The 24,251-nt window shown below is 45.5% G+C and carries 20 protein-coding genes; 5 read left to right on the top strand and 15 right to left on the bottom strand.

Going from position 1 to position 24,251, the window contains the following annotated elements; translation table 11 throughout:
* Positions 1–3 precede the first annotated feature (3 nt).
* Positions 4–1,911 (bottom strand): tetratricopeptide repeat protein, encoded by a 1,908-nt coding sequence (locus H5647_RS09790; RefSeq protein WP_162926350.1) that lies wholly within the window; start codon positions 1,909–1,911, stop codon positions 4–6.
* Positions 1,912–2,007: 96 nt separating this feature from the next.
* Complete coding sequence (locus H5647_RS09785; protein WP_045858177.1) at positions 2,008–2,448, bottom strand: pilin; 441 nt, start codon at positions 2,446–2,448, stop codon at positions 2,008–2,010.
* A gap of 415 nt (positions 2,449–2,863) precedes the next feature.
* Here H5647_RS09785 and pilB point away from each other — a divergent pair, with 415 nt between their 5' ends.
* Genes pilB through yacG form a run of 5 tightly spaced genes read left to right on the top strand, consistent with a single transcriptional unit; the run spans position 2,864 to position 7,495 of the window.
* Positions 2,864–4,588 carry a type IV-A pilus assembly ATPase PilB gene (gene pilB, locus H5647_RS09780; protein ID WP_045858175.1) on the top strand — a complete coding sequence of 575 codons (1,725 nt, stop codon included), beginning with the start codon at positions 2,864–2,866 and terminating at the stop codon, positions 4,586–4,588.
* Positions 4,589–4,593: 5 nt separating this feature from the next.
* A complete protein-coding gene (locus H5647_RS09775; protein ID WP_045858173.1) occupies positions 4,594–5,820 on the top strand; it encodes a type II secretion system F family protein in 1,227 nt (408 codons plus the stop codon).
* Positions 5,821–5,861: 41 nt separating this feature from the next.
* A complete protein-coding gene (locus H5647_RS09770; protein WP_236075052.1) occupies positions 5,862–6,710 on the top strand; it encodes a prepilin peptidase in 849 nt (282 codons plus the stop codon).
* Between the two features lie 3 nt (positions 6,711–6,713).
* Positions 6,714–7,304, top strand: a complete 591-nt coding sequence (gene coaE, locus H5647_RS09765) for a dephospho-CoA kinase (RefSeq protein WP_045858169.1) — start codon at positions 6,714–6,716, stop codon at positions 7,302–7,304.
* Entirely contained in the window at positions 7,301–7,495 is a 195-nt protein-coding gene (gene yacG, locus H5647_RS09760) for a DNA gyrase inhibitor YacG (RefSeq protein ID WP_045858168.1), read from the top strand. Before coaE ends, yacG begins: the two co-directional genes overlap by 4 nt.
* A gap of 14 nt (positions 7,496–7,509) precedes the next feature.
* On the opposite strand, the gene mutT is transcribed toward yacG, so the two are convergent.
* From mutT to murD, 13 genes are all read right to left on the bottom strand, one after another.
* A complete protein-coding gene (gene mutT / locus H5647_RS09755) occupies positions 7,510–7,917 on the bottom strand; it encodes an 8-oxo-dGTP diphosphatase MutT (RefSeq protein WP_045858166.1) in 408 nt (135 codons plus the stop codon).
* On the bottom strand, positions 7,918–9,138 hold the full coding sequence (gene argJ / locus H5647_RS09750) for a bifunctional glutamate N-acetyltransferase/amino-acid acetyltransferase ArgJ (RefSeq protein ID WP_045858165.1): 1,221 nt from the start codon (positions 9,136–9,138) through the stop codon (positions 7,918–7,920). It lies immediately after the preceding gene.
* A gap of 135 nt (positions 9,139–9,273) precedes the next feature.
* The gene (gene secA / locus H5647_RS09745; protein WP_045858164.1) at positions 9,274–12,003 is read right to left on the bottom strand and encodes a preprotein translocase subunit SecA; all 2,730 of its coding nucleotides are present in this window, start codon (positions 12,001–12,003) and stop codon (positions 9,274–9,276) included.
* Between the two features lie 119 nt (positions 12,004–12,122).
* Positions 12,123–13,055 (bottom strand): M23 family metallopeptidase, encoded by a 933-nt coding sequence (locus H5647_RS09740; RefSeq protein WP_045858162.1) that lies wholly within the window; start codon positions 13,053–13,055, stop codon positions 12,123–12,125.
* A 284-nt stretch (positions 13,056–13,339) separates the two neighbouring features.
* Entirely contained in the window at positions 13,340–14,254 is a 915-nt protein-coding gene (lpxC, locus tag H5647_RS09735; protein ID WP_045858161.1) for a UDP-3-O-acyl-N-acetylglucosamine deacetylase, read from the bottom strand.
* 559 nt (positions 14,255–14,813) lie between these two features.
* Complete coding sequence (gene ftsZ / locus H5647_RS09730) at positions 14,814–15,974, bottom strand: cell division protein FtsZ (protein WP_045858159.1); 1,161 nt, start codon at positions 15,972–15,974, stop codon at positions 14,814–14,816.
* A 76-nt stretch (positions 15,975–16,050) separates the two neighbouring features.
* On the bottom strand, positions 16,051–17,277 hold the full coding sequence (gene ftsA / locus H5647_RS09725) for a cell division protein FtsA (RefSeq protein ID WP_045858157.1): 1,227 nt from the start codon (positions 17,275–17,277) through the stop codon (positions 16,051–16,053).
* Between the two features lie 67 nt (positions 17,278–17,344).
* A complete protein-coding gene (locus H5647_RS09720) occupies positions 17,345–18,181 on the bottom strand; it encodes a cell division protein FtsQ/DivIB (RefSeq protein WP_052691981.1) in 837 nt (278 codons plus the stop codon).
* A gap of 38 nt (positions 18,182–18,219) precedes the next feature.
* Positions 18,220–19,173, bottom strand: coding sequence for a D-alanine--D-alanine ligase (locus H5647_RS09715; protein ID WP_045858155.1), 954 nt, complete (start codon positions 19,171–19,173; stop codon positions 18,220–18,222).
* 4 nt (positions 19,174–19,177) lie between these two features.
* Complete coding sequence (gene murC / locus H5647_RS09710) at positions 19,178–20,602, bottom strand: UDP-N-acetylmuramate--L-alanine ligase (protein ID WP_045858153.1); 1,425 nt, start codon at positions 20,600–20,602, stop codon at positions 19,178–19,180.
* A gap of 24 nt (positions 20,603–20,626) precedes the next feature.
* Positions 20,627–21,754 (bottom strand): undecaprenyldiphospho-muramoylpentapeptide beta-N-acetylglucosaminyltransferase, encoded by a 1,128-nt coding sequence (gene murG / locus H5647_RS09705; RefSeq protein ID WP_236074854.1) that lies wholly within the window; start codon positions 21,752–21,754, stop codon positions 20,627–20,629.
* Complete coding sequence (gene ftsW / locus H5647_RS09700; protein WP_121495364.1) at positions 21,744–22,889, bottom strand: putative lipid II flippase FtsW; 1,146 nt, start codon at positions 22,887–22,889, stop codon at positions 21,744–21,746. The genes murG and ftsW overlap by 11 nt, the downstream gene beginning before the upstream one ends.
* Complete coding sequence (murD, locus tag H5647_RS09695) at positions 22,886–24,247, bottom strand: UDP-N-acetylmuramoyl-L-alanine--D-glutamate ligase (protein WP_045858150.1); 1,362 nt, start codon at positions 24,245–24,247, stop codon at positions 22,886–22,888. The genes ftsW and murD overlap by 4 nt, the downstream gene beginning before the upstream one ends.
* Positions 24,248–24,251: the final 4 nt, after the last annotated feature.

The raw sequence follows: 24,251 nt of genomic DNA, 5'->3' as shown, positions 1-24,251 counted from the left end.
CTCCTATTTATCCAACTTTTGATCTTCATACAACTGTTCCAGTAAAAGATCGGCATTACGCTGCATTCTCTTAGCTTTTACTCCAGAACCAATTTCCGCCAACGCTCGTTCTATCTCTGCAATTGCGGCATCGTAGTTCCCCATCGTCGCCTGTAAACGTGCTCTATACAGTCTCACTTCAGTACTTGCTTTATCAATCCCCAGAGCATAAGCCAGCGCTTTTTCCGTATTCCCAAGGTTAAGCATTAACAAAGAAAGAATTTTATAGATATGATTTTTTCTCCACAAATATGAAGGGTTATCTAGAACAGCCGCAATCATAATCTCCAGCTCGGCGGCGGTAAAATTATCACAGTCTACTTCAGCTGAACCCCCGAAATGATCAATCATATCATTCATCGATTTCATTGTTGCATGTGAAAACCTGCCCGTAGCGGCTTTCAATGTCCACTGATCAAGATTAGGCCTATAGTTAAGTGTTTCTGTGTAATAACAGCCAAATTCTAGCTTCGAAAACTCTATAGAAAGTTCATCAGGAAATTGAGCTTCCAGCGTTAACAGCTGCTCATACGCCCGCACTTCGTCACCCTCCAACTGGAAACGACTAACCAATAAAGACTGTGCGCGCACGGAATTTTTTCTTTCCGCTGCATGTACCAACTGAAAAGCCTCTGTATTTCCCCACATAACCGACTGACCAAAAGTAATTAGCGCCAGATACGCAGCATAGATTACAGATAAAAATACAAACATCCACCTCACGCGCGGTTGACTAGCGCGCTCAAGTAGCTGGGTCATGCCAATTACAACCATCATAACAAGAGATAGGGACGGCAAATAATTCCTATGTTCAAAATACAGCTCCAGTGGCACAACGGTCGACTCCATAACATGCCCGGAGAAAAACCATATAACACCAAAGTATACCCAGTAGTGTTTTTTACATTTAGCGTAGTATGCGGCAGCTAAAGCAAGAGCAATGGAGGCAAAACAAATAATGGTTTTAGCGGGGTCAAAAAAACCATGGGAGATTGGATACCCATCGTGATATAGCCCAAGATCAGACGGAATGGGTAATAAGACGACTTTACTATAATCAACAAGAATTATGGCTTGTGTAAACAGGCGCTCGAACACATTAAACTCTCGCAAAACCCACACATTTTCCCAAGACGGCCATCGATAAACGATATACATACCAAACAGAATCATGGGTGCCCACAAGCCCAATAAAATTGATTTTCGGATCAACTTATTGTCAATTGGGCTATGCCGCTGAACGCAAGTTTCGATCACAACCAAATACAACACTAAAACTAAAGCATTCTCTTTGGCAAAAACACCAAAGAATAAACTTCCCCCGACCCCACAGAACATGCCTATATAACCGCGCACATAGTCCTGACAGACAAAATATCTACGCGAATACAAGTAAGACAAAACACCCAAAAGAACAAAAGTAGAACTTAAGAGCGTCATTCTCTGTATAACATAAAGAACAGATGAGAGATGAACGGGAAGAATGGCCCAGACAAACCCCACGACGTAAGGCGCCCAACGATACTTACCCCCTACACTATGGGATAAGCCTGGTAGCACAAGGCGTACAACCCATACAACTAAAGCAGCGTTGAGTAGGTGTATAAAAACATTCACCAGCTTATAAAAATAAGGGGTAGGCCAATGCGCTTCTTGGAGAGCAAACGTCCATAGTGATACCGGCCGCCCCAAAGGGCCAGAGCCACCATCAAAAATAGCCCCCCAAAAACCGTAGAGCTGCATTGAACTGTATAAAGGGGGAAGATTACCGTGGTCGTCGAGCATGAAGTCGCCATATAAGCCCGGCCAATACAAGAAAAAAACAGCAACAACACACGCGATGGCAAGAAAAATCGACTGATTTAGTCTCATAGCTATTAACATTTGGTGAATATACGCAAACACAAAAAAGCCCAATAGATCACTATTGGGCTTACGAATAACTCATTTACCGGTTAAGTATAAAGTTTATCGGCACTCTGCAGGTAAATATTTAGCCGGAATTGGATCTGTTCCACCAGGCTCGCATACATGCTTCAGTAAACCATTGCTGTCGGTAAAAAAGCTTAACTGTACAGTTTTAGCGTTGATGTTTGCACCTACAGCAGACCGCATTGTAGCGACAAACAAGCCAGCTGTACCGCCAACAATACCAGTTGTAAACTTACCTTCAATAACTTTGGGGCCAGCATAACCCGTCAACAGCGCTAATGTTGGCAACGACCCTTTATCGGTGTAATAACCACTAACATCTATTTTAAGACCGCTTAATAAACTAACAGGCTCGCTAACTTTTGCACGAGACGTGTAATCCTGATAAGCGGGTAATGCTACCGCTGCCAAAATACCGATAATCGCGACTACGATCATCAATTCAATTAACGTAAAACCTTTTTGTGCTTGTTGCATCTAACTGTTCCTCCAAGGGAATGATTGAGAGTCGAAGCTAACCTATTCAATAACAATGCCAAAACAACAAGTTAGCCTAATCACTTTAAAATAGGGGCGCGCCGCCTCTCCCCAGCAATTACGCTACCCTCTCGGTGACGGAAATTGTCACATTAAGGACAGGTTTTGCTCGTCGAAAACCACACGAGCCAACGGCTATTTTAAGTTCGCCGTAGCTTAAAGTGCGCCCCAATTCACTTAAAACCCTAAAACTTACAGTAGGTTACTGGCCGAACCTAGAAAAAATGGTAAAGTCCACTTAGAATTCCACCAGCACTGACCGACTATTCTACACTTACGGTATGTTTTAGCCGGCGAATGGCTTCGGTTTAGTCTTAGGTGCTACCACCGTTACGATAAGGTTTACGAGAGTTAAATGAATACAGCTATCAGTATTAGTGGTCTTGCGCGACGATTAGTGCGAGACAACCTTATATCGGAAGACGATGCCGTAAAGGCCATTGAGGGCGCAACTCGAGACAAAACTCCACTGCCTCTCTACCTGGTCAACAATAGCTCTATTAGCGGCAAGCAAATCGCAGAAGCTGCCGCAGATGAGTTTGGCACCCCGTTGCTCGATATATCCGCATTAAGCAAAGATGCCATTCCTTCTGGGGTTATCGACCCCAAACTCATCCAAAAACACCATGCCCTCCCTTTGTTTAAACGCGGTAACCGATTATTTATTGCCGTAGCAGACCCCACTAACCTTCATGCACTCGACGAAATAAAATTTAACACGGGACTAACCACAGAAGCACTTTTGGCCGAAGCCGATAAGCTGCACGCATCTATCGAAGCCTTTCTAACGGCAGAAGAAGAAAGTATTGGAGATGCTCTTGGCGATTTAGACGAAGACGGGCTGGATGACCTTGATATTGAAGCCGTTGACGAAGACGGCCCCAAAGGAGAGGATACCTCTGAAGCGGACGAAGCTCCTATCGTACGATTTGTAAATAAGGTTTTGCTCGACGCCATCAAGATTGGCGCATCTGACATCCATTTTGAGCCCTATGAAAAAACCTATCGAGTACGATTTAGAACGGATGGAATACTGAAAGAAATGGCACGGCCTCCAGTCAATCTTGCCATTCGCTTAGCCGCTCGCCTAAAAGTTATGTCTCAGATGGATATATCAGAAAGACGTGTACCGCAAGACGGTCGAATCAAAATGAAAATATCCAAAAATCGCGCAATCGATTTTCGGGTAAACACTCTACCCACGCTCTTCGGAGAAAAAGTAGTGCTTCGAATTTTGGACCCCTCAAGCGCTAAGCTCGGCATCGACGCGCTCGGCTACGAAGCAGAGCAAAAGAAAATGTACTTAGATGCTTTAGAGCAACCACAAGGTATGATTCTTGTAACCGGCCCAACAGGTTCAGGCAAAACAGTTTCGCTCTATACAGGCCTTAACATACTTAATACCGCTGAACGCAATATCTCAACAGCGGAAGATCCAGTTGAGATCAACCTTGAGGGTATTAATCAGGTCAATATGAACAACCGCGTAGGCCTAACGTTCGCAGAGGCACTGCGCTCCTTCCTCCGTCAAGATCCTGATATTGTAATGGTTGGGGAAATTCGAGATATAGAAACCGCCGAAATAGCCATAAAGGCGGCTCAAACAGGCCACCTTGTACTCTCTACACTTCATACAAACAGTGCACCAGAAACCTTAACCCGACTCCTGAATATGGGCGTTCCGACATTTAACGTTGCGACCACTGTAAGCCTTATTATCGCTCAACGTTTGGCAAGAAGGCTTTGTCCCGCTTGCAAAATACCCGCCGACGATATTCCAGATGAAATTCTAACAGAAGAAGGCTTCGACAAGATTGGTGTAGAACGCTCTGAATTTACGTTATTTCATCCGGTAGGGTGTGAAAAATGTACTGACGGTTATAAAGGCCGTGTGGGCATCTATGAAGTCGTTCGAATTACAGCTGAAATTTCACGCATCATTATGGAAGGCGGAAATTCAATTCAGATAGCCGATGCTGCGCGTAATGCAGGGTTCAACGATCTAAGAATATCAGCGCTTCAAAAAGCAGCCTCAGGCCTTACTAGCCTTGAAGAAGCCAATCGAGTCACCAAGGATTAAACCAGATGGCAACAACAGCCCACTCCACAACTACAGAAGTATTCTCCTACAAGGGCGTAGACAAAAAAGGCAACAAGGTTACCGGCGAAGTTGTCAGCCCAAGTTCCTCCCTCGCTAAAGCTCAGCTACTGAAGCAAGGGGTAAGAACTAATAGTGTACGGCGCAAATCAAAACCAATGTTCGGTGGCGGAGGCAAACCCATCAAACCCATGGATATTGCGCTTTTTACTCGACAAATGGCTACGATGATGAAGGCAGGCGTACCCTTAGTTCAAAGCTTTGAAATAGTCGCCGGCGGCAGCGAAAATAAAAACCTAGCCAAACTTATTCGTGGCATCAAAGACGATGTTGCTGCCGGAGGGGGCTTTGCCGCCTCACTACGAAAGCAGCCAAAATATTTTGATGAGCTTTTCTGTAATCTTGTCGAATCGGGAGAGCAGTCTGGCGCCCTAGAAACAATGCTTGACCGGATTGCAATTTATAAAGAAAAAACCGAACAGTTAAAAGCGAAAATAAAAAAGGCAATGACCTATCCAATTGCTGTTGTAATTGTCGCCCTTGTTGTTACCGGTATATTATTAGTTAAAGTGGTCCCGCAATTTGCCGAAACTTTTAGCAGTTTTGGCGCAGAACTTCCGGCATTTACGCTTTTCGTATTACATCTTTCGGAAGCAGCTCAGGCGTACTGGCATATTATTGGGGCAGCATTAATCGCCAGCGTGTTTTTTTTGGGGAAACTAAAACAAAAAAGCCAAACTTTTCGAAACTTCATTGATCGCCTTATGCTGAAAATCCCCGTTGTCGGCGGAATTGTGTACCAGTCAATCATCGCGCGATTCGCTCGAACACTTTCAACAACATTTGCTGCGGGCGTGCCCTTAATTGACGCATTACAATCAGTCGCTGGAGCAACAGGAAACTCTTTATACGAAGCCGCAGTACTTCGAATAAAAGATGAAGTATCTACCGGTACGCAATTAAATGCGGCCATCACTAACACCCATTTATTTCCGGCAATGCTCGTACAAATGACAACTATCGGCGAGGAATCAGGTGCTCTCGATGAAATGCTGGATAAAGTCGCTAGCTATTATGAAGAGGCTGTAGATAATTTAGTTGATAGCTTAACCTCCCTACTAGAACCCATTATCATGTCCGTACTAGGTGTTTTAGTCGGTGGCTTGATGATCGCGATGTACCTACCCATATTTCAGATCGGGCAGGTTGTTTAACAATGGGAGAGCACAACGCCATCGATGCCTACTCACTTCTTATGTTATCGCTCGCAGGCACTTTAATTGTTAGCCTAGCCATCGGTAGTTTTTTGAATGTTGTCATCTATCGTTTACCTCTTTCGATGTTTGCTCAATGGAAAGCCGAGTGCAAAGAGTTTTTAAACGATCATCCCGATAACGGAAACGAGGTGGACACCCAGTTTAATATCGCCTTTCCGTCTTCGCATTGCCCTTCCTGTAAGGCACCTATTCGGGCCTGGCAAAATATACCCGTATTCAGTTATCTAATACTTAAAGGGCGCTGCCATAGTTGCAATACCTCCATTTCCATTCGGTACCCCATTGTAGAAATGGTTACCGGCATACTGTCCGTGTTTTGTATTTTCTCTTTGGGTCTCAACGAAAGTGGTGGCTTCGCTCTTTTGTTTACTTGGTGTCTTATCGCCCTTACGATGATAGATATCGATCACCAGCTATTACCAGACAGCATTACCCTACCCCTAATGTGGGGCGGTATTGTCGTAAACTCCTTTGGAATATTTACAGATATACACAGCGCCGTTTACGGGGCAATTGCAGGCTACTTGGTTTTATGGTGTGTTTTCTGGCTGTTTAAACTAATAACAGGTAAAGAAGGCATGGGCTTTGGCGACTTCAAATTGCTCGCGGCGCTTGGCGCTTGGATGGGCTGGCAAATGCTGCCACTCATCATCATTCTGTCGTCTTTTGTCGGTGCGGTTATTGGTATTGCCGGAATCGTTATTGCGGGCCGAGATAAAAATGTGCCAATTCCTTTTGGCCCTTATTTAGCAATTGCCGGCTGGATGGCCTTTTTTTGGGGTGAAAGCATTACCGAAATATACCTTAGCTACGCAAAAATTAGCTAACCTATGTTCACGATTGGCGTAACCGGCGGTATTGGCAGCGGCAAAACAACGGTTACCGATCTATTTGCCAATCTCGGTATAGGTGTTGTTGATTCCGATAGTGTTGCGCGACAAATAGTGGCTCCCGGTGAGCCCTGTTTAAAGCAAATTATCGATCATTTCGGCGTAGAGCTTTTGCTCGCTAACGGGGCGCTTAATCGCTCCAAACTGCGTAATATTATTTTTACTCACCCAGACGAAAAACAATGGCTTGAACATATCACTCACCCCGCGATACGGCGCACCACTGCTACGTTATTAAAAAGCATCACCAGCCCGTACGCCATTCTTTCATCGCCACTTTTGCTAGAGACCGGCCAAGACAAATCGGTTAATCGAATACTCGTCGTTGATATCCCAGAAAATATACAAGTTGAACGTGCCTCCACTCGGGACGAAGTACCTAGCGATGACATTAAAGCCATTATTACGGCGCAAATTAATAGGGCTGAACGACTAGCAAAGGCAGACGATATTATTGATAATAGCGGCTCTCTAGAATCCACTCAGCAGCAAGTAAATCAACTGCACCAAAATTACCTATCCTTGATATGACATTAAAAACGCTTTCAGTAAAGTGCCCAACATGCAGTAAGCCCGTACTAATGACCAACGATTTTCCTGAACGGCCATTTTGTAGTGAACGCTGCAAACTCATTGACTTTGGTGAATGGGCCAGTGAAAACCATCGTATAGACGGGAATGAACTAGAAGATGATAGCTGGTCGAACGACCTGCAAGAATAGACAAAATAGTATCGCTAGATACAGAACTGTTTTAGAGCCGCAATTATAGGGCGGTTTGCCTCCGGAAAATGTCCTTCTATAAGGCAGCTAACGCCCTCCCAACGAATAGACTGCCCTTCCCGTCCAAACGCCTCACCACTAAAAACCCTCACCATGTGAACGTCAAGTTCAACACTTTTGGTTTCGTACTGATGCGCAACAACCATAAACGGATCGGAAGAAGCGACCTTTATACCCACCTCTTCCCAGAGTTCACGCACTAGCGCTTGCGCACAACTTTCACCCATTTCTATCTTGCCTCCGGGAAATTCCCATAACCCCGCCAAGTGCTGGCCCGACTGTCGCTGTGCAATTAACACCTCATTCGCTGCGTTAAGCACTACGCCAACAGCAACCCTAACCTGCTTCGTCTGAACCTTCATCTAGGTGCGGTACTCAGCATTGATAGTAACGTACTCGTGCGACAAATCACTCGTCCACAGTGTTTCTGACGCTTCACCACGTCCAAGCGCTACGTTTATCGAAAACTCAGGTTGATTAAAAATAGCTTGGCCAGATTCCTCTAAATAGCTTACCGCGCGACTACCATTTTTGACGATTTGAACATCATCCAAACTCACTGACACGCGTGAGGGATCAAGAGAGTCGATACCAGCGTAACCTATAGCCGCAACAATACGCCCCCAATTGGGGTCCGACGCGAATAGCGCTGTTTTAACCAAAGGCGAATGCGCAATAGCATAAGCCACCTGTAAACACTCTGAATTCGATTTTCCACCCGAGACATTTACCGTAACAAACTTTGTTGCGCCTTCTCCGTCTCGCACGATTTGCTGTGCGAGATTTTTGTAAACATCGATTATAGCATCTCGAATTTTTTCAAAGGCTTCACCGCTCGGCCGCTCAATTTTCTTTGCAGAAGATTGCCCAGTGGCGATTAACATACAGGCATCATTCGTAGACGTATCACCATCGATGGTAATTCTATTAAATGATTTGTTCGCAGCAGAAAGGGAAATAGCGCGAAGCGTATCTGCATCGATTGCCGCATCCGTTGCAATGTAAGCTAACATTGTCGCCATATTGGGGCGAATCATTCCCGAGCCTTTCGAAATTCCAGTGATAGAGACAGTTTCGCCACCAATATTAATCCGAACACTACTCGCTTTAGGGCGTGTATCTGTTGTCATAATAGTAGTTGCCGCCAGCTCCCAGCCCATCACATCCAGCTGTTCATACGCCTGCGGAATAGCGGCTACAATTTTGCTGCTTGGCAACGGCTCCCCTATCACACCGGTTGAAAAAGGCAGAACCTGATTAATACTAACTTTTGCAACACGCGCTACAGCGGACATGGTTTCTTGTGCAGCGTCAAAACCGGCGTCGCCTGTACAAGCATTCGCGTTACCCGAATTGATCAAAAAATATCGTGGCGTATTTTCGCCCAAGTGTTGTTTGGCTAGAGTTACCGGTGCAGCGCAAAAGGCATTCTGCGTAAACACGCCAGCGACCTCGCTACCCTCAGCGATCTCTAATAGCACCACATCATTTCTATCTGTGTATTTCACACCGGCAGCGGCCACACCCAAGCGAACACCGGCAACAGGAAAAACAGTCGGCCATACCCCATTACCTACCGCCATGAATACACCTCCCCTCTCTTTAATGAATACGCTCTCGAAAATGAGATAGATAAAAATTACTTAACCTAATATAAGTAAAAAAGCAGCGGATAAAGCGCTGCTTTTTTACTTGCTACTTTTCAAAAAAATGCTTAACTAAGCCAGCTTTCCGTGACATGCCTTATATTTTTTACCCGACCCACACGGGCAGTTATCGTTTCGCCCAATTTTTTTGCCTGTGCGCACATATGGCCGCTCCGGCTTCACTTGATCCATTGCGCCTGGCGCTTCAGTTTCTAAAGCCGAAAACTCTTCGTGCTGTAATTTTATCTTCTGAGCTTCTGCGGCGGCTTGACGTCGACGATCCATTTCCGCAAGCTGCTCTTCAGTGACTGGCTCAATTCGGAACAAAACACGGGTAACATCAAACTTTAGCGCTTCAAGTAGGCTTTCAAATAGTGCAAACGATTCACGCTTATATTCTTGTTTAGGATTACGTTGCGCATAAGCCCTCAAATTAATGCCTTGCCGCAAATTATCCATATTTTGTAAATGCTCTTTCCATAAGGTATCGAGCACTTGCAACATCAATTGTTTTTCAAGGGTGCGAATAATATCGCCAATTTTAGTTACCTTTTCCTGCTGATAGTACTCGCTCATGGCATTAGATAACTTTTCGCCTAGCGATTCTTCGTTTAACTTGTCATCCTCGTCCAACCATTGTTGTATAGGAAGATCTACACCGTAATCGTCATGAAAACGCTTTTCTAGGCCAGCGATATCCCATTGTTCTTCTACTGATTGAGGAGGAACAAACTCTGCTAGCTGCCCAGCCACAACGTCGTCGCGTATACCGGCAATAGCTTCTTCAATATCATCCGCGTCTAACAACTCATTTCGCTGCGTGTAGATAACGCGACGCTGATCATTTGCAACATCATCATATTCTAATAGTTGCTTACGGTAATCAAAGTTACGGCCTTCTACCTTTCGTTGTGCTTTCTCAATGGCATTAGTCACCATACGGTGCTCGATTGCCTCACCCTTCTCCATGCCAAGTGTTTGCATAATAGAACGCATGCGTTCTGACGCAAAGATTCGCATCAGATTATCTTCAAGCGACAAATAAAATCGAGAAAGACCAGGGTCGCCCTGCCTGCCAGCGCGCCCCCGAAGTTGGTTATCGATACGTCTAGATTCATGCCGCTCAGTGCCGATAATATGCAACCCGCCAGCGTCTAGCACTATTTGGTGTCGAACCTTCCAATCCGCTTTAATCGCCTCCACTTCGGTTTCTGTTGGGTTCTGAAGTTTTGAAACTTCAACTTCCCACTTACCGCCCAAAACAATATCGGTACCACGACCCGCCATATTCGTAGCGATAGTTACCGCACCAGGACGCCCCGCCTCAGCAATAATATCGGCCTCACGATCGTGTTGTTTAGCATTAAGAACTTCGTGTTTTATTCCCGCCGCATTTAATCGTTTAGACATTTCCTCGGATGTTTCTACCGAAGCGGTACCGACCAATACAGGCGCCTTTTTTTCGCGAAAAGCCTTAACATCTTCAATGATAGCTTCGTACTTATCCTCTACATTCAGAAAGATAAGGTCATTCAAGTCTTGGCGAGATACAGGTCTGTTGGTAGGAATGACGACCACATCCAAGCCATATATCTGTCGGAATTCAAACGCTTCAGTATCTGCTGTGCCCGTCATACCAGACAATTTTGGGTATAATCTAAAATAATTCTGAAAGGTAGTCGATGCCATAGTCTGGCTTTCAGCCTGAATATTAACGCCTTCTTTCGCCTCAATTGCTTGGTGCAGCCCCTCGGACAAACGTCGTCCTTGCATTGTTCGGCCTGTATGCTCATCAATAAGCACCACTTGGTTTTCCTGCACAATGTATTCAACATCTCGCTGATAGAGGTGATGAGCACGCAAGCCAGAATTGATGTGGTGTACCAAACCTAGATTAGAAGCTTGATACAAGCTTTCATCATTTTTGAGCAAGCCCGCACCAATCAGTAACTCTTCCACGAGCTGGTGCCCAGTCTCGGTCAACTCGATCGAACGAACTTTTTCATCAATAGTAAAGTGGCCGATTTCAGTGGGTTCTTCTTCGTCAGATTCAGGCTGGAGTTTTAACTGAGGAATTAGCGCATTGATTTTCTTGTAGAGTAGGGAGCTATCTTCAGCAGCACCCGAAATTATAAGCGGCGTTCTTGCCTCATCGATCAAAATCGAATCCACTTCATCGATAACAGCAAAAAACAAAGGCCGCTGTACGCGATCCTCTTTTCTCAACGCCATATTATCTCGAAGGTAATCGAAACCAAACTCGTTATTCGTACCGTATGTGATGTCAGCTCGGTACGCATTGTACTTTTCTTGCGGGTCCTGCATTGAAACAATGGAACCAACGGTCATTCCTAATGCTTCGTATACAGGGCGCATCCAATTTGAATCTCGAGTAGCCAGGTAATCGTTCACTGTTACAATATGAACACCCTTCCCAGGAATTGCATTTAAATAAGTCGCGAGTGTCGCAACAAGCGTTTTACCTTCACCTGTTTTCATTTCTGAAATCCGACCCTGATGTAAGGTCATACCGCCTATCATCTGCACATCGAAGTGACGCATAGCCATCGCTCTGCGACTTGCCTCTCGAACGGTTGCAAAAGCCTCAGGCAGAAGCTGCTCTAGCGTTTCACCCTTCTCATAACGCTCACGATATTCAATTGTTTTCCCTTTTAACTCATCGTCAGATAGCGCTTCTATCTGAGTTTCTAACGCGTTTATTTGTTGGACAACTTTGCCCATTTTCTTTAGCTCGCGATCATTTTTTGAACCAAATACGGCTCTAAAGAGTTTACCTAACATAAGATTTCCAGCCAGTGAGCGAGCAAAAAAGCTCGGCAGTGTGTAAAAGTTTTGGTGTGGTACGACAAATATGGAGGCCTAGCAATGTGACGATATGATTGCTGGCTAAGGGGGGAGTGCTATCTACTAGCCCTATGAATATAGGTGGCAGGGTCGACCGTACGACCATTTTTGTATACTTCAAAGTGGACATGCGGGCCGGTCGAGCGGCCGCTCGAGCCCATTAACGCAACGATTTGGCCTTTTTTGACCACGTCGCCAACGTTCACTAGATTCTCTTTACAGTGAGCATACCGTGTCTTAAAGCCGTTACCGTGGTTAACTTCAACCATCTCACCATAGCCGTAACGCTCACCAGACCACGTTACAACCCCAGCGGCAACCGCAACGATATCTGAACCTTCTTTACCGGCAAAATCAACACCAGCATGCCATGCTATCCGACCGTTAAACGGATCGCTACGGCGACCATACCGAGAAGACATCCACCCTTTTTTTATAGGGCGGCCAGCCAGAAATACATCGTTCTGTAATTTACGCTTAGCCATTAAGGCTTCTAATGTATCGAGCTGCTGTCGGCGGTCGTCGATTTGTTCGCCGAGCTGTTCTAACACCAATTTAAATTCGGGTGCAGCGTAATTAGCGCCGTCTATATTCTGCTCTGGCCCACCCAACGCGGGCACTCGGCTGAAGTCAAACTCACCATTATCCAATTTTGCCATCGACGTCAAACGTTCGCCAAGTGCGTCTAAACGCACCAATCGAGCTTGAAGTTCGGCAACACGTAAGGTTATAGCGGCAAGTTTTTTCTCTGTAAAATACTGCGCTTCTTCAACTTGCTGCTGTTGCAACGCCAAAGATTCCGTCCACGCTTGAGTGGCATCTGGAGTTAGAACATCATTGGCATCATTATTAGCGAAGTGCGTAACAGCCAAGGTGGCAGCTCCGACCGGAATACCTACCATACAGGCAGAGAGTAACGCACGCGTCCAACCACCCAGCGTAAAACTGCGGGTGCTACCGTGGCGCTTACTCACTACGATTATTTTCATCGATTAATCTGCACGCTGGTGCCTGTTGTTACGATTGACGTATTCGTTTCTGGAAGATTGCATTACCAGAGACAGAGAATACTATGTGATTCCGTCACTTTATATTAATAGTTGTGCACGGCGAGCAAACTGGCAAGCCCACTCGTCCATCAGATGCAGTCGGTCAACTATTGCACCGAACTATGGCACACCTAACCACGAAACATCAACTCCATATGCATTTTGGATACGGATTATAGTCTTTTTTATTCTTAATTTCGTAAATTTGACCAACAGCCTGCAGGCTATGAAACCGCCATCAAAGGCTTTACATAGGATATAGGCGCTTCTTCATCATCTTCAAAGGTCACCACTTCCCACGCGTCTTTCTGTTTGATCAACTCTCTAAGCGACTTATTGTTCAAACCATGACCGGACTTAAACGCTTTAAATTCGCCTATTAAGCTGGTGCCCAGCAGATAAAGATCGCCGATAGCATCGAGAACCTTATGCTTTACAAACTCATCTTCATAGCGCAAACCATCATCGTTTAAAATTCGATACTTATCGACCACAATAGCGTTATCGACACTTCCACCTTTGGCGAGCCCTTTGGAGCGTAAATATTCTATTTCATGCATAAAACCGAAAGTACGTGCACGTGAAACTTCTTTAACGAACGATGTGCTTGAAAAATCTACGGTAGCATCTAATTTACGCCCTTTGAACACAGGGTGATCAAATTCAATTGCAAAAGTAACCTTAAAACCATTAAAAGGTAGGAAAGCGGCTTCTTTATCGCCGTCTCTCACAACTACCTTTTTCTTAATACGTATAAACTTCTTAGGGGCAGCCTGCTCTTGGATACCCGCGGACTGAATTAGAAATACAAATGGGCCCGCACTGCCGTCCATAATAGGTACTTCGTCAGCACTCACTTCAATAATGGCGTTGTCGATACCGAGCCCGGCCATTGCAGAAAGTAAATGTTCAACGGTAGAGACGCGAACGTCACCATTTACTAACGTAGTAGAAAGTGTGGTGTCCCCTACATTTTCAGCCTTAGCTTCAATCTCTACAACGGGACTTAAATCCACTCGTCGAAAGACGATACCAGCATCAATCGGTGCGGGACGCAGGGTTAAATACACCTTTTGTCCTGTGTGTAGACCAACACCGGTCGCTCTGATTTCATTTTTCAGTGTTCGTTGCTTTATCATTCAATCGTGTCTCAAAGGTAGGCTGGAAAGCGGCGCGCATAATAACAGAACGCATACGCCAAACCAACCTATCTGACCATTATTTAACCAATATTGACCGCTACTATTCATACTTTTGTTCAGGGGTAATCTCGATAATACCGATCCAAGCTCGAGCGATATAAAAAGACTCTATTTCAGACTATTGAGAGCCCATTCGGTTCAGCGTGAACCTCTCTCCTGAACGATGTTGAGGTTACCACTTTTGCTAGATCAAACGTCGTATTACGTCAAATTTTGAGCGCTAACGCGCCAAATTAAGATAAATTAGGCCCGTCATTATATCTTCAATCGACTTCACACCTTCAAACTACTTCAAACATAGAGCGCACGTCAGATAACGTCCTATAGTGCGCAGCCATGGGGGAACCCCATGGCTGCTGCAAGTTTGAGCCTGTTGAGGCAGCCACATCCATGTGTTCTCCGGCATCGCCGAAGAAGAGCGGGGAACTCACCGCCACACATCACATTTATTACATCACATTCAGCTGAGCCATACTCTCTCGCATAAAACGAAAAATTAGTCAGCTTGGCGACGAAGAAATGCTGGAATATCGAGATATTCCAAATCTTTTTCCTGTGGTTCCACTTCCGGCGCTACCTTGGTCTGCTGTGTATTTCGAATAATAGTAGGACGATCCAATTCACTATAATTCGGACGGCCGTCAGCTGTGCGCGTGTTATCAATTACCACTTTTGTAGGTGGTGCTTGTTGAACTCGCTCACCTGCGCCTAACCCGGTTGCAACAACCGTTACGCGCAACTCGTTCGACATATCTGGGTCAATTACAGTACCCACTACAACCGTTGCATCGCCGGACGCAAATTCTTCAATCGTATCACCCACCTCTGTGAATTCGCCCAAGGAAAGATCCATACCCGCTGTAATATTAACTAGAATTCCCCGCGCACCCTGCAAATTAACATCTTCCAATAGTGGACTGCGCACTGCGGCTTCTGCGGCTTCTCGCGCACGGTTTTCACCGGTCGAGCTGCCACTTCCCATCATTGCCATACCCATTTCAGACATTACCGTGCGAACATCGGCAAAATCCACGTTGATCATACCAGGCCGAATAATCAAATCTGCTATGCCTTGCACTGCGCCTAACAACACATCATTCGCAGCTTTAAACGCATCAAGAAGTGTCGTAGCTTTACCCAATACAGCCAAAAGCTTTTCGTTAGGTATCGTGATCAGTGAGTCAACGCGATCTTGTAATTGCTTAATACCCTCATCTGCGATCGCCATGCGCTTGCGCCCTTCAAACGGAAACGGCTTGGTTACAACCGCAACCGTTAGAATACCGAGTTCTTTAGCAATTTCCGCGACAACGGGAGCACCACCCGTACCAGTACCACCGCCCATACCGGCCGTAATGAACACCATGTCAGCGCCTTCCAGCACCTCGATAATACGTTCACGATCTTCAAGCGCGGCCTCGCGGCCGATCTGTGGATTTGCGCCTGCGCCAAGGCCCTTGGTAATGCAATGGCCAAGCTGTAAAACCGTTCTTGCATCAACATCTTTCAAAGCTTGAGCGTCAGTGTTTGCACATATAAATTCAACGCCATCTACAGCGTTTGTAATCATATGCTTTACAGCGTTACCGCCGCCGCCGCCAACACCTACAACTTTGATAACCGCGTTCTGCGGAATACTATCAACTAATTCAAACATAAGAGTTCCCCTCTTTATCCCCTTGATTTTGACTACCATTAATGCAACGTCAATTTCGCTGCATCAAATTTCTAAATTACAAGTTTCGTTGAAACCAAGATTTCAACCGACTAATAAAACTTTCACCCTGCTCGGCACCGTATACACTCTCGCCATTTTGATGCATACCGTAAATGAGCAAACCTACGCCGGTCGAGTAAATAGGATTATCAACAATATCTTTCAGCCCACTAATATTAGTGGGTGCCCCTAACCGTACGGGCATATGAAATATTTCTTCTGCTAACTCAATAACACCTTCCATTTTTGAGGTGCCACCCGTTAAAACAATACCTGCTGCAACTAAATGCTCAAACCCACTGCGACGCAACTCTGACTGCACGAGTGTAAACAGTTCGTCATAACGCGGTTCTACCACTTCAGCGAGGGCTTGCCTGGACAAGTTTCGTGCAGGCCTATCGCCAACACTAGGTACTTTTATTGTTTCTTCGGCTCCAGTTAATTTTGCAAGTGCACAAGCATACTTTATCTTAATTTCTTCTGCGTATTGCGTGGGTGTTCGCAATGCCATTGCAATATCATTCGTCACTTGGTCTCCCGCTATAGGGATTACACCCGTATGGCGAATAGCGCCTTCGGTAAAGATTGCGATATCCGTAGTACCGCCTCCAATATCGACCAAGCACACTCCCAATTCTTTTTCATCTTCTGTTAGTACGGAATAAGCTGATGCTAACTGCTCTAGGATGACGTCTTCAACTTCTAAGCCACAACGGCGAATACATTTTTCAATATTCTGAGCCGCATTTACGGCACAGGTCACTAGATGAACCTTCGCTTCCAAGCGAACACCCGACATTCCTAGCGGCTCTTTAACACCTTCTTGCTCATCAATTAAATATTCCTGCGGCAATATATGTAAAATTTTCTGGTCCGCAGGTATAGCAACCGCTTGGGCTGCGTCGATGACTCGATCAAGATCTTGTGCGAACACTTCCCGATCTTTGATCGCAACAATGCCGTGAGAGTTAAGGCTACGAATATGGCTACCCGCAATACCAACGTAGACAGAGTGAATTTCACACCCAGCCATTAACTCAGCTTCTTCAATCGCGCGCTGAATAGATTGCACCGTCGATTCAATATTGACGACCACGCCTTTTTTCATACCGACAGATTTATGCGAACCAATTCCTACAACCGATAGTTCTGTTTCGGCTGATATTTCCCCTACAATCGCAACTACCTTGGATGTCCCTATATCCAGGCCAACAATCATGCGTCCCCCGCTCGAATGTGCCATTTAATTACCCGCCGTTTATTTTAATTTGTTCACCGTCTGCTGCTCGAATATGCCTATCGGGACTTTTTTAGTCTAGTCGCCAGGCCACTGCCATGCCGCTTTCGTAACGCATATCGACCCGTTTTACGCGACCTATGTCGGGCTGCAAATTTGTATCGTATACCAATAAGAAATTGCGTAACTTGGTCAACACATCATATTGGCCAAATACTATTTCAATTCCGTTTTTCAAACTAATAGACCACGCCATTGTTTCATCTACATTCACGCCCGTAAGCACCAATTTTCGACTTGCAAACAGTTCAGTCATTTCCAAATAAGTGCGCGTAATGGCCAAACTCTCGTTTAAAGGCCCAGCTAAACGAGGCAAATGGCTCAACGAAACATTCTCGTCAATAACTATTACTGCACCCTCGTTGCTAATAAACGCATCATCAGCCCAACGGGCTATCGGTTTTTCTTCATTCACTTCAATCAACAAACCATCTGGCCAACTGCGCTGAACACTCGCCGATTTAACCCAAGGCTCTATCTGTAATCGCAACTGTAAATCAACCAAATTAACATCAACGAAGTTACTGCTAATTTGGTCCATTACCATCTTTTGAATATTCTTCTGGGATAAGTACGTAAATTCTCCCTTGACGACAATATTCGCAACGGGCTTGTTAACCAAGGATTGAAACTTGCTATACAGCTCTTTCCAATTCACAAAATAGAATACAAAACCACTGAACCCTATAAAAAAACAAAACCTCAAAAAACGCATGCTACGCGGATAAATAGCGCCACTACTGCTATCACCCTTTGACTTTTTTACAGCACCTTTGACCGAATCGCTTGCTGCGCGACGTGGCTTAAGCGTACGCTCACGCTTTACTCCTCGCTTTCGATCTAAAGACATACACCGCCCAAAATACCGTTACCATTATTGTCTCGTCGCTAATCCAGCGTTAGCGTCAATATTTCCGTTACCAAACGGCTAAAATCTATTCCTTCGGCCTTGGCTGCCATTGGCACCAAACTATGATCGGTCATGCCGGGAACAGTGTTCACCTCTAAGAGATAAAACGCTCCACACTCATCTTGCATTACATCCACACGACCCCACCCCTCACAACCAATCGAGTCAAAGGCCCGAACCGCCAACGCTTTTATCTCGGCGAGTTGCTCTACACTTAAGCTAGACGGGCATTTATAACGCGTATTGTTCGACTGGTATTTTGCGTCGTAATCATAAAAATCATTATCAGTTTCCAACTCAACCGGCTCGAGTGCTTGCCCATTTAAAATTGCAACCGAAAACTCTGCACCTGTAATTTTTTGCTCGGCCAAAACTAAGTGATCGAATCCATTGGCGTACTCAAAAGCCTTAACTAGGGCGCTGGCGGAATCAGCGGTACACATACCAATACTAGACCCTTCGCGTACGGGCTTTACAAACACAGTGCCACCGAGGCTCGTGATTATCGCTTGCATATCAGAATCATTTTTTACCACGTGATAGCGTGGTGTTGACAAACCTTCAGACAACCAAATTTGCTTGGTTTTTAATTTGTCCATTGCTATTGCTGAAGCGGTATGACGGCTGCCCGTATACGGCTTACCCATTAAATCAAGTACGGCTTGGATTTTACCGTCTTCGCCGCCAGCGCCGTGCAGCGCTATAAACGCGCGATCGAATTCAAGCGAGAGAATCTGCTCTATCGCATTTTCACGTATATCATAGGCCGTGGCGGCTATTCCCATCGCCCTCAGGCCTCGCTCAACAGCAGCTCCGCTTTTAAGTGATATCTCGCGCTCAGCCGAAGTGCCGCCATAAAGAACAGCCACCTTCCCAAAAGCGTTTTCGGCCTTCAAATATTGTTTGTAATTTACACGATATTTTTCAGTCATAATCTTAAATAAATTTACGTTTTGCTAGTTCAGCCGCTAATAAACCCACGTTACCGGCACCTTGTGTGATCACAACGTCGCCAGGTAGAACGATATCTTTAATTACAGCAGGTACACCCTCTATACCTTCAACAAATATGGGGTCCACCGCCGCACGATTTCTAATACTCCGGCTCAGATGGCGACCGTCCGCACCCGCAATAGGGTCCTCACCCGCAGCATAGACTTCGAGCAAAACCAATTGATCCACGCTGGACAATACATCGACAAAGTCTTCATACAGATCACGCGTGCGCGAATACCGATGCGGTTGATAAATCATCAGTAAACGGCGTTCGGGCCAACCATCACGAATCGCTTTAATTGTTGCAGCAACTTCTCTGGGATGATGACCGTAGTCATCCACAAGCATGGCGCTACCCTCACTGCCCACCGAAAATTCACCATAGATTTCAAAGCGTCGACCTACCCCCGAAAATTTCGACAAACCAGCTTGTATCGCCTCGTCCTCAATGCCTTCATCAGTTGCAACGGCCACGGCCGCGGCCGCATTTAAAACATTATGGCTACCGGGCATAGTCAAAGAAAGTTCAAGTAGCGAGTCTTTACCCGGGCGTGCTATCGAAAAACGCTGCATGCCTTCTGTTTGCTTCAGGTTAGAAATCACATAATCACACTCATTTGAAAATCCATAAGTCAGTACAGAACGGGATACACTAGGTATGATCTCATTCACAACAGGATCGTCACCACACATTACTGCCACGCCATAAAACGGTAGGTTGTGGAGAAATTCGATAAACGCTTTCTTAACGTTTGAGAAATCTCCTCCGTACGTATCCATATGGTCTGCATCAATATTAGTCACAACCGCAACCATGGGCTGAAGATGTAAAAAAGACGCATCACTTTCATCAGCTTCCGCAACCAAATAACGACTTTCACCCAAGCCCGCGTTACTACCAGCACTATTTAATAAGCCTCCAATAACAAAGGTTGGATCTTTATCTGCAGCCGCAAAAATACTCGCAATTAGGCTAGTAGTTGTTGTTTTTCCATGAGTACCCGCTACCGCAATACCATGTCGATAGCGCATTAATTCACCTAGCATTTCTGCACGACGTACTATAGGAATCCGTTTTTCACGGGCCTCACTTAATTCTGCATTTCCTTCGGTTACAGCGCTGGAATTCACCACCACATCTGCACCTTGTACATTGGCCCCGTGATGGCCAATAAAAATGTCTATACCCATACCGGAAAGCCGACGCGTAACATCGGATTCCTTTAAATCTGACCCCGATATGTCATACCCCTGATTGAGGAGCACTTCAGCAATTCCGCTCATGCCGGCACCGCCAATTCCCACGAAATGTATTCGCCTTATTCGTCTCATCTCTGGTACTTGCTGAATATCACTAGCATTCATAATCGAATCCAAAATTTTAACAATTTACGTCTCTCTAAATAACGTTTCACAACAATCAGCGAACTCAGTGACTGCGTGAGGCTTGGCACTCGCGCGAGCTCGACGCCCCATATCCACTAATGTACGGGGGTTATCGATAAACTCATTTAACAACTGTGTTAATTTAGCCGGCGTCAATTCTTGCTGCTGAAATATTACAGCCGCTTGCTCCGCAACTAAATACTGTCCGTTTACCGTTTGATGATCATCAATGGCAAACGGAAAAGGCACTAGTACGGAACCAACCCCACTGGCAGCCAGTTCCGATATCGTCAAAGCGCCGGCACGACAAATTACAACATCTGCCCACGCTAAGCACTCAGCCATATCCCGAATAAATGGTGCTACTATAATGTGGCCTTTACTAGGGTAACCTTCCCCGGCCTCCCGCACGCTCAAACCAACTTGCCGATAATGCGCCATCGCTTCATCAAAAAGTTTTTCTCCCGTTTGGTGATAGACCGCCATCTTTTCACGAGTTTCGCCCATAATGCCAATCGAGTCAGCGACTAGATGATTAACCGCTTTCGCACCTCGACTGCCTCCTACTACCACAACCTTTAATGCTTGCTCCGCGCTCCCATCGAAAACGTTACGAGCACTACGCGGCTCGAAAAATTCTTTTCGTACTGGGTTTCCAATACACAAGCCTTTCTCTAACACATTTGGGAACGCGGTGAGAACAGCGTTCGCGAATGCAGCCAAAAGCCTATTCGTTGTGCCGGCCACAGCGTTTTGCTCGTGAATGACTAGCGGTATACGTGTTAGTTTTGCTGCAAATCCCGCAGGCGCTGCAACGAACCCACCCAATCCCACAACCAACCCAGGGCGAACCTTAATTACTATTTTTACAGCCTGTACTATTGCGCGAACAATATTAAAAGGCGACGTCAGTAACGCAACAACTCCCTTACCCCGAACACCTTGAACCGATACTAAGTGAAGCGGAATGCCTGCTTCTATAACCAAACGTGATTCGATGCCGGTCGCCGTTCCCATCCAATGAATATCATACCCTCGCGCAGCCAACGCTGCCGCTAGAGCCAAGCCAGGGAAAACATGCCCGCCGGTTCCTCCCGCGCTGATAAGAATACGTTTTGGGTTATTCAGCACCGAAACGCTCCTCCCAAGCCACTCTAAAAACCAATGCAACCAATGTGCAGGTAACTAATAAGCTACTACCGCCATAACTCACAAAGGGAAGAGTCAACCCTTTGGTGGGCAATAAACCAGAAGCAACCCCCATATTAATAAACGCTTGTACCGCGACCATAACGGCAATTCCAAACACTAAATAGCAACCAAATAATTTTTGTCGATAGAACGCCACCCTTGAAAGACATAGCATTTTCCACACAAAATAACTAAATAGGCCTATTAACACTAACGCACCAATTAACCCAAATTCTTCCGAATAAATTGAAAAAATAAAATCGGTATGCGCCTCTGGTAAGAAAAACAATTTTTGCATGCTGTTGCCCAAGCCGGTCCCAAGCCACTCACCTCGGCCAAACGCAATAAGGGACTGCACCAGCTGATAACCACTATCAAATTGTCGTTCCCACGGATCCATAAACGTTATAAGACGCTCCCATCGATACGGAGACAAGCGGGCCATACTCGCTAAAAACACCACACCCGTGAGTGCTAACAACCCAAAACGTAGTAATGGCACACCCGCAACAAACATCATAGCGCCCAACGTCAAGCAAATAACAACCGAGCTTCCAAAATCCGGTTCTAGCAATAACAAAAACACCACAAAACCAATAATGCCGATCATCTTAAAAAAACCGGCCCACTCGTAGCGTATTTCGTGATTCTTTCGCGCGAGATAACTCGCGAAATATACAATCAAGCAAAATTTTGAAAGTTCGGATGCTTGCATAGACACAGGTCCAATACTTAACCAGCGACGACTACCATTAACAACTTTACCAACACCCGGTAACAGTACTACTACCAGAAAAAAAATCGCCATCAACAATAAAATACCCGAGTACCGCTGCCAAATTGTCATTGGAATAGCAGCAACAATAATACCTGCCGCGATACCTATACATAAAAACGTCAGTTGTTTTTTCACAAAAAACCAAGCATCGCCGTATTGTGCTGCCGCGAAATCTAATGAGCTTGAGGCAACCATAATTAAACCGATACTAATCAGAGTTGCCACAACCAACACTAATCCTCGATCTAACGCTAACGCGGATACCTGTTGCGAAAGCGAAACATTCGCTAATTTCATGCTACCAATGCCTCAACACTCGCTATAAAGCATTCTCCCCGCGCCTCGAACCCGCTAAACATATCGAAACTTGCGCAGGCCGGCGACAGAAGAACAGCGCTATTGGGTTCACTTTTTTGGTATGCCATTTGAACGGCCTCGGGCAGGCTTTCAGCGTAAAAAGTTGTAACCTTTTTATTAACCTGCGCAGCAATTTTACCGGCATCCACGCCAACCAATACTAAGACACGAATTCGGCCCTCAATAACGTTACCAAGGGCACTAAAATCGGCATCTTTACCATCGCCACCCGCGATAAGTGTAATGGCTGAAAAATCAGCGTAGAGCCCTTCTATCGCCGCTATAGTCGCACCTACATTGGTTGCCTTAGAATCATTGATAAATGTTATCGTTTTTTTCTCTCCCGCCCATTCACAACGATGGGGCAGGCCTTTAAACGTTCGAAGAACATTAAGAACAGCTGCTCTATCAATACGAGCAGCATCGCAAATACCCATTACAGCGAGCGCATTTGCAATATTATGACGACCAAACATCTTTAATTCATTTGCCAACAAAAGCGTATCATTATCATTTTTTAGCGCTGCACTTTCGCCATCGTAAAGGTATTTACTATCGCCTTGTTCGGAGGAAACCCCTAACCCAAACCCAAAACGATGAACCCCACTGATTGCCGGTGGTTGCGTTAATTTATCATCCAGATTGTATACAACACGCTCTGCGCCCCAAAAAATTCGCTGCTTTGCCATACAATAAACAGCCAGCGAACTGTAGCGATCCATATGATCTGCGCTAACATTTAAATTGCACGCTACGCTCAATTTTGCGCGAGGAATGCTTTCTAACTGAAAACTAGAGAGTTCCAACACATAGAGTTCAACACTGTCATGCAAGACATCCAATGCTGGGATTCCGATATTACCTGCAACTTTAACGTGTAACCCCGCTTTTTCAGCGGCAAGCCCTACTAGCGTTGTAACCGTTGTTTTACCGTTAGAACCGGTAATACCAACGACTGGAGCCTTTACCTCTCTCAAAAACAGCTCAACGTCGCCAACAACCGATATCCCCATTTTGATCGCCGCCTTTATCACGGGAATATCCCGCGAAATGCCTGGGCTGATTATAATCTCCTCGGCGCCGCACATTATTGTTTCAACGTGCTCGCTTATTGGACCTGCCAGTATCGTCACATTGGCATTAATGGTTTTAAGCTCAGCTAAACCCGGCGGATTGTCTCGCGTATCAACAACCACAAAGGTTCTATTCTGTTTAGTTAAAAATCGCGCAACCGAAAGCCCGGTCTTTCCTAAACCGAGAATAACTACCATTTTATCGGACGCGATTAATGTGCTCATACTT

The organism is Teredinibacter purpureus (assembly GCF_014217335.1).
Classification (GTDB): Bacteria; Pseudomonadota; Gammaproteobacteria; order Pseudomonadales; family Cellvibrionaceae; genus Teredinibacter; species Teredinibacter purpureus.
Note: the sequence above shows the minus strand (reverse complement) of the source record. Positions and strands in the feature narration are given on the sequence as shown.

What these genes read in the sequence shown, in the direction of transcription:
- H5647_RS09790 (WP_162926350.1), bottom strand. Translation starts at nt 1,911, where the DNA reads ATGAGACTAAATCAGTCGATTTTTCTTGCCATCGCGTGTGTTGTTGCT.
- H5647_RS09785 (WP_045858177.1), bottom strand. Translation starts at nt 2,448, where the DNA reads ATGCAACAAGCACAAAAAGGTTTTACGTTAATTGAATTGATGATCGTA.
- pilB (WP_045858175.1), top strand. Translation starts at nt 2,864, where the DNA reads ATGAATACAGCTATCAGTATTAGTGGTCTTGCGCGACGATTAGTGCGA.
- H5647_RS09775 (WP_045858173.1), top strand. Translation starts at nt 4,594, where the DNA reads ATGGCAACAACAGCCCACTCCACAACTACAGAAGTATTCTCCTACAAG.
- H5647_RS09770 (WP_236075052.1), top strand. Translation starts at nt 5,862, where the DNA reads ATGTTATCGCTCGCAGGCACTTTAATTGTTAGCCTAGCCATCGGTAGT.
- coaE (WP_045858169.1), top strand. Translation starts at nt 6,714, where the DNA reads ATGTTCACGATTGGCGTAACCGGCGGTATTGGCAGCGGCAAAACAACG.
- yacG (WP_045858168.1), top strand. Translation starts at nt 7,301, where the DNA reads ATGACATTAAAAACGCTTTCAGTAAAGTGCCCAACATGCAGTAAGCCC.
- mutT (WP_045858166.1), bottom strand. Translation starts at nt 7,917, where the DNA reads ATGAAGGTTCAGACGAAGCAGGTTAGGGTTGCTGTTGGCGTAGTGCTT.
- argJ (WP_045858165.1), bottom strand. Translation starts at nt 9,138, where the DNA reads ATGGCGGTAGGTAATGGGGTATGGCCGACTGTTTTTCCTGTTGCCGGT.
- secA (WP_045858164.1), bottom strand. Translation starts at nt 12,003, where the DNA reads ATGTTAGGTAAACTCTTTAGAGCCGTATTTGGTTCAAAAAATGATCGC.
- H5647_RS09740 (WP_045858162.1), bottom strand. Translation starts at nt 13,055, where the DNA reads ATGAAAATAATCGTAGTGAGTAAGCGCCACGGTAGCACCCGCAGTTTT.
- lpxC (WP_045858161.1), bottom strand. Translation starts at nt 14,254, where the DNA reads ATGATAAAGCAACGAACACTGAAAAATGAAATCAGAGCGACCGGTGTT.
- ftsZ (WP_045858159.1), bottom strand. Translation starts at nt 15,974, where the DNA reads ATGTTTGAATTAGTTGATAGTATTCCGCAGAACGCGGTTATCAAAGTT.
- ftsA (WP_045858157.1), bottom strand. Translation starts at nt 17,277, where the DNA reads ATGGCACATTCGAGCGGGGGACGCATGATTGTTGGCCTGGATATAGGG.
- H5647_RS09720 (WP_052691981.1), bottom strand. Translation starts at nt 18,181, where the DNA reads ATGTCTTTAGATCGAAAGCGAGGAGTAAAGCGTGAGCGTACGCTTAAG.
- H5647_RS09715 (WP_045858155.1), bottom strand. Translation starts at nt 19,173, where the DNA reads ATGACTGAAAAATATCGTGTAAATTACAAACAATATTTGAAGGCCGAA.
- murC (WP_045858153.1), bottom strand. Translation starts at nt 20,602, where the DNA reads ATGAATGCTAGTGATATTCAGCAAGTACCAGAGATGAGACGAATAAGG.
- ftsW (WP_121495364.1), bottom strand. Translation starts at nt 22,889, where the DNA reads ATGAAATTAGCGAATGTTTCGCTTTCGCAACAGGTATCCGCGTTAGCG.
- murD (WP_045858150.1), bottom strand. Translation starts at nt 24,247, where the DNA reads ATGAGCACATTAATCGCGTCCGATAAAATGGTAGTTATTCTCGGTTTA.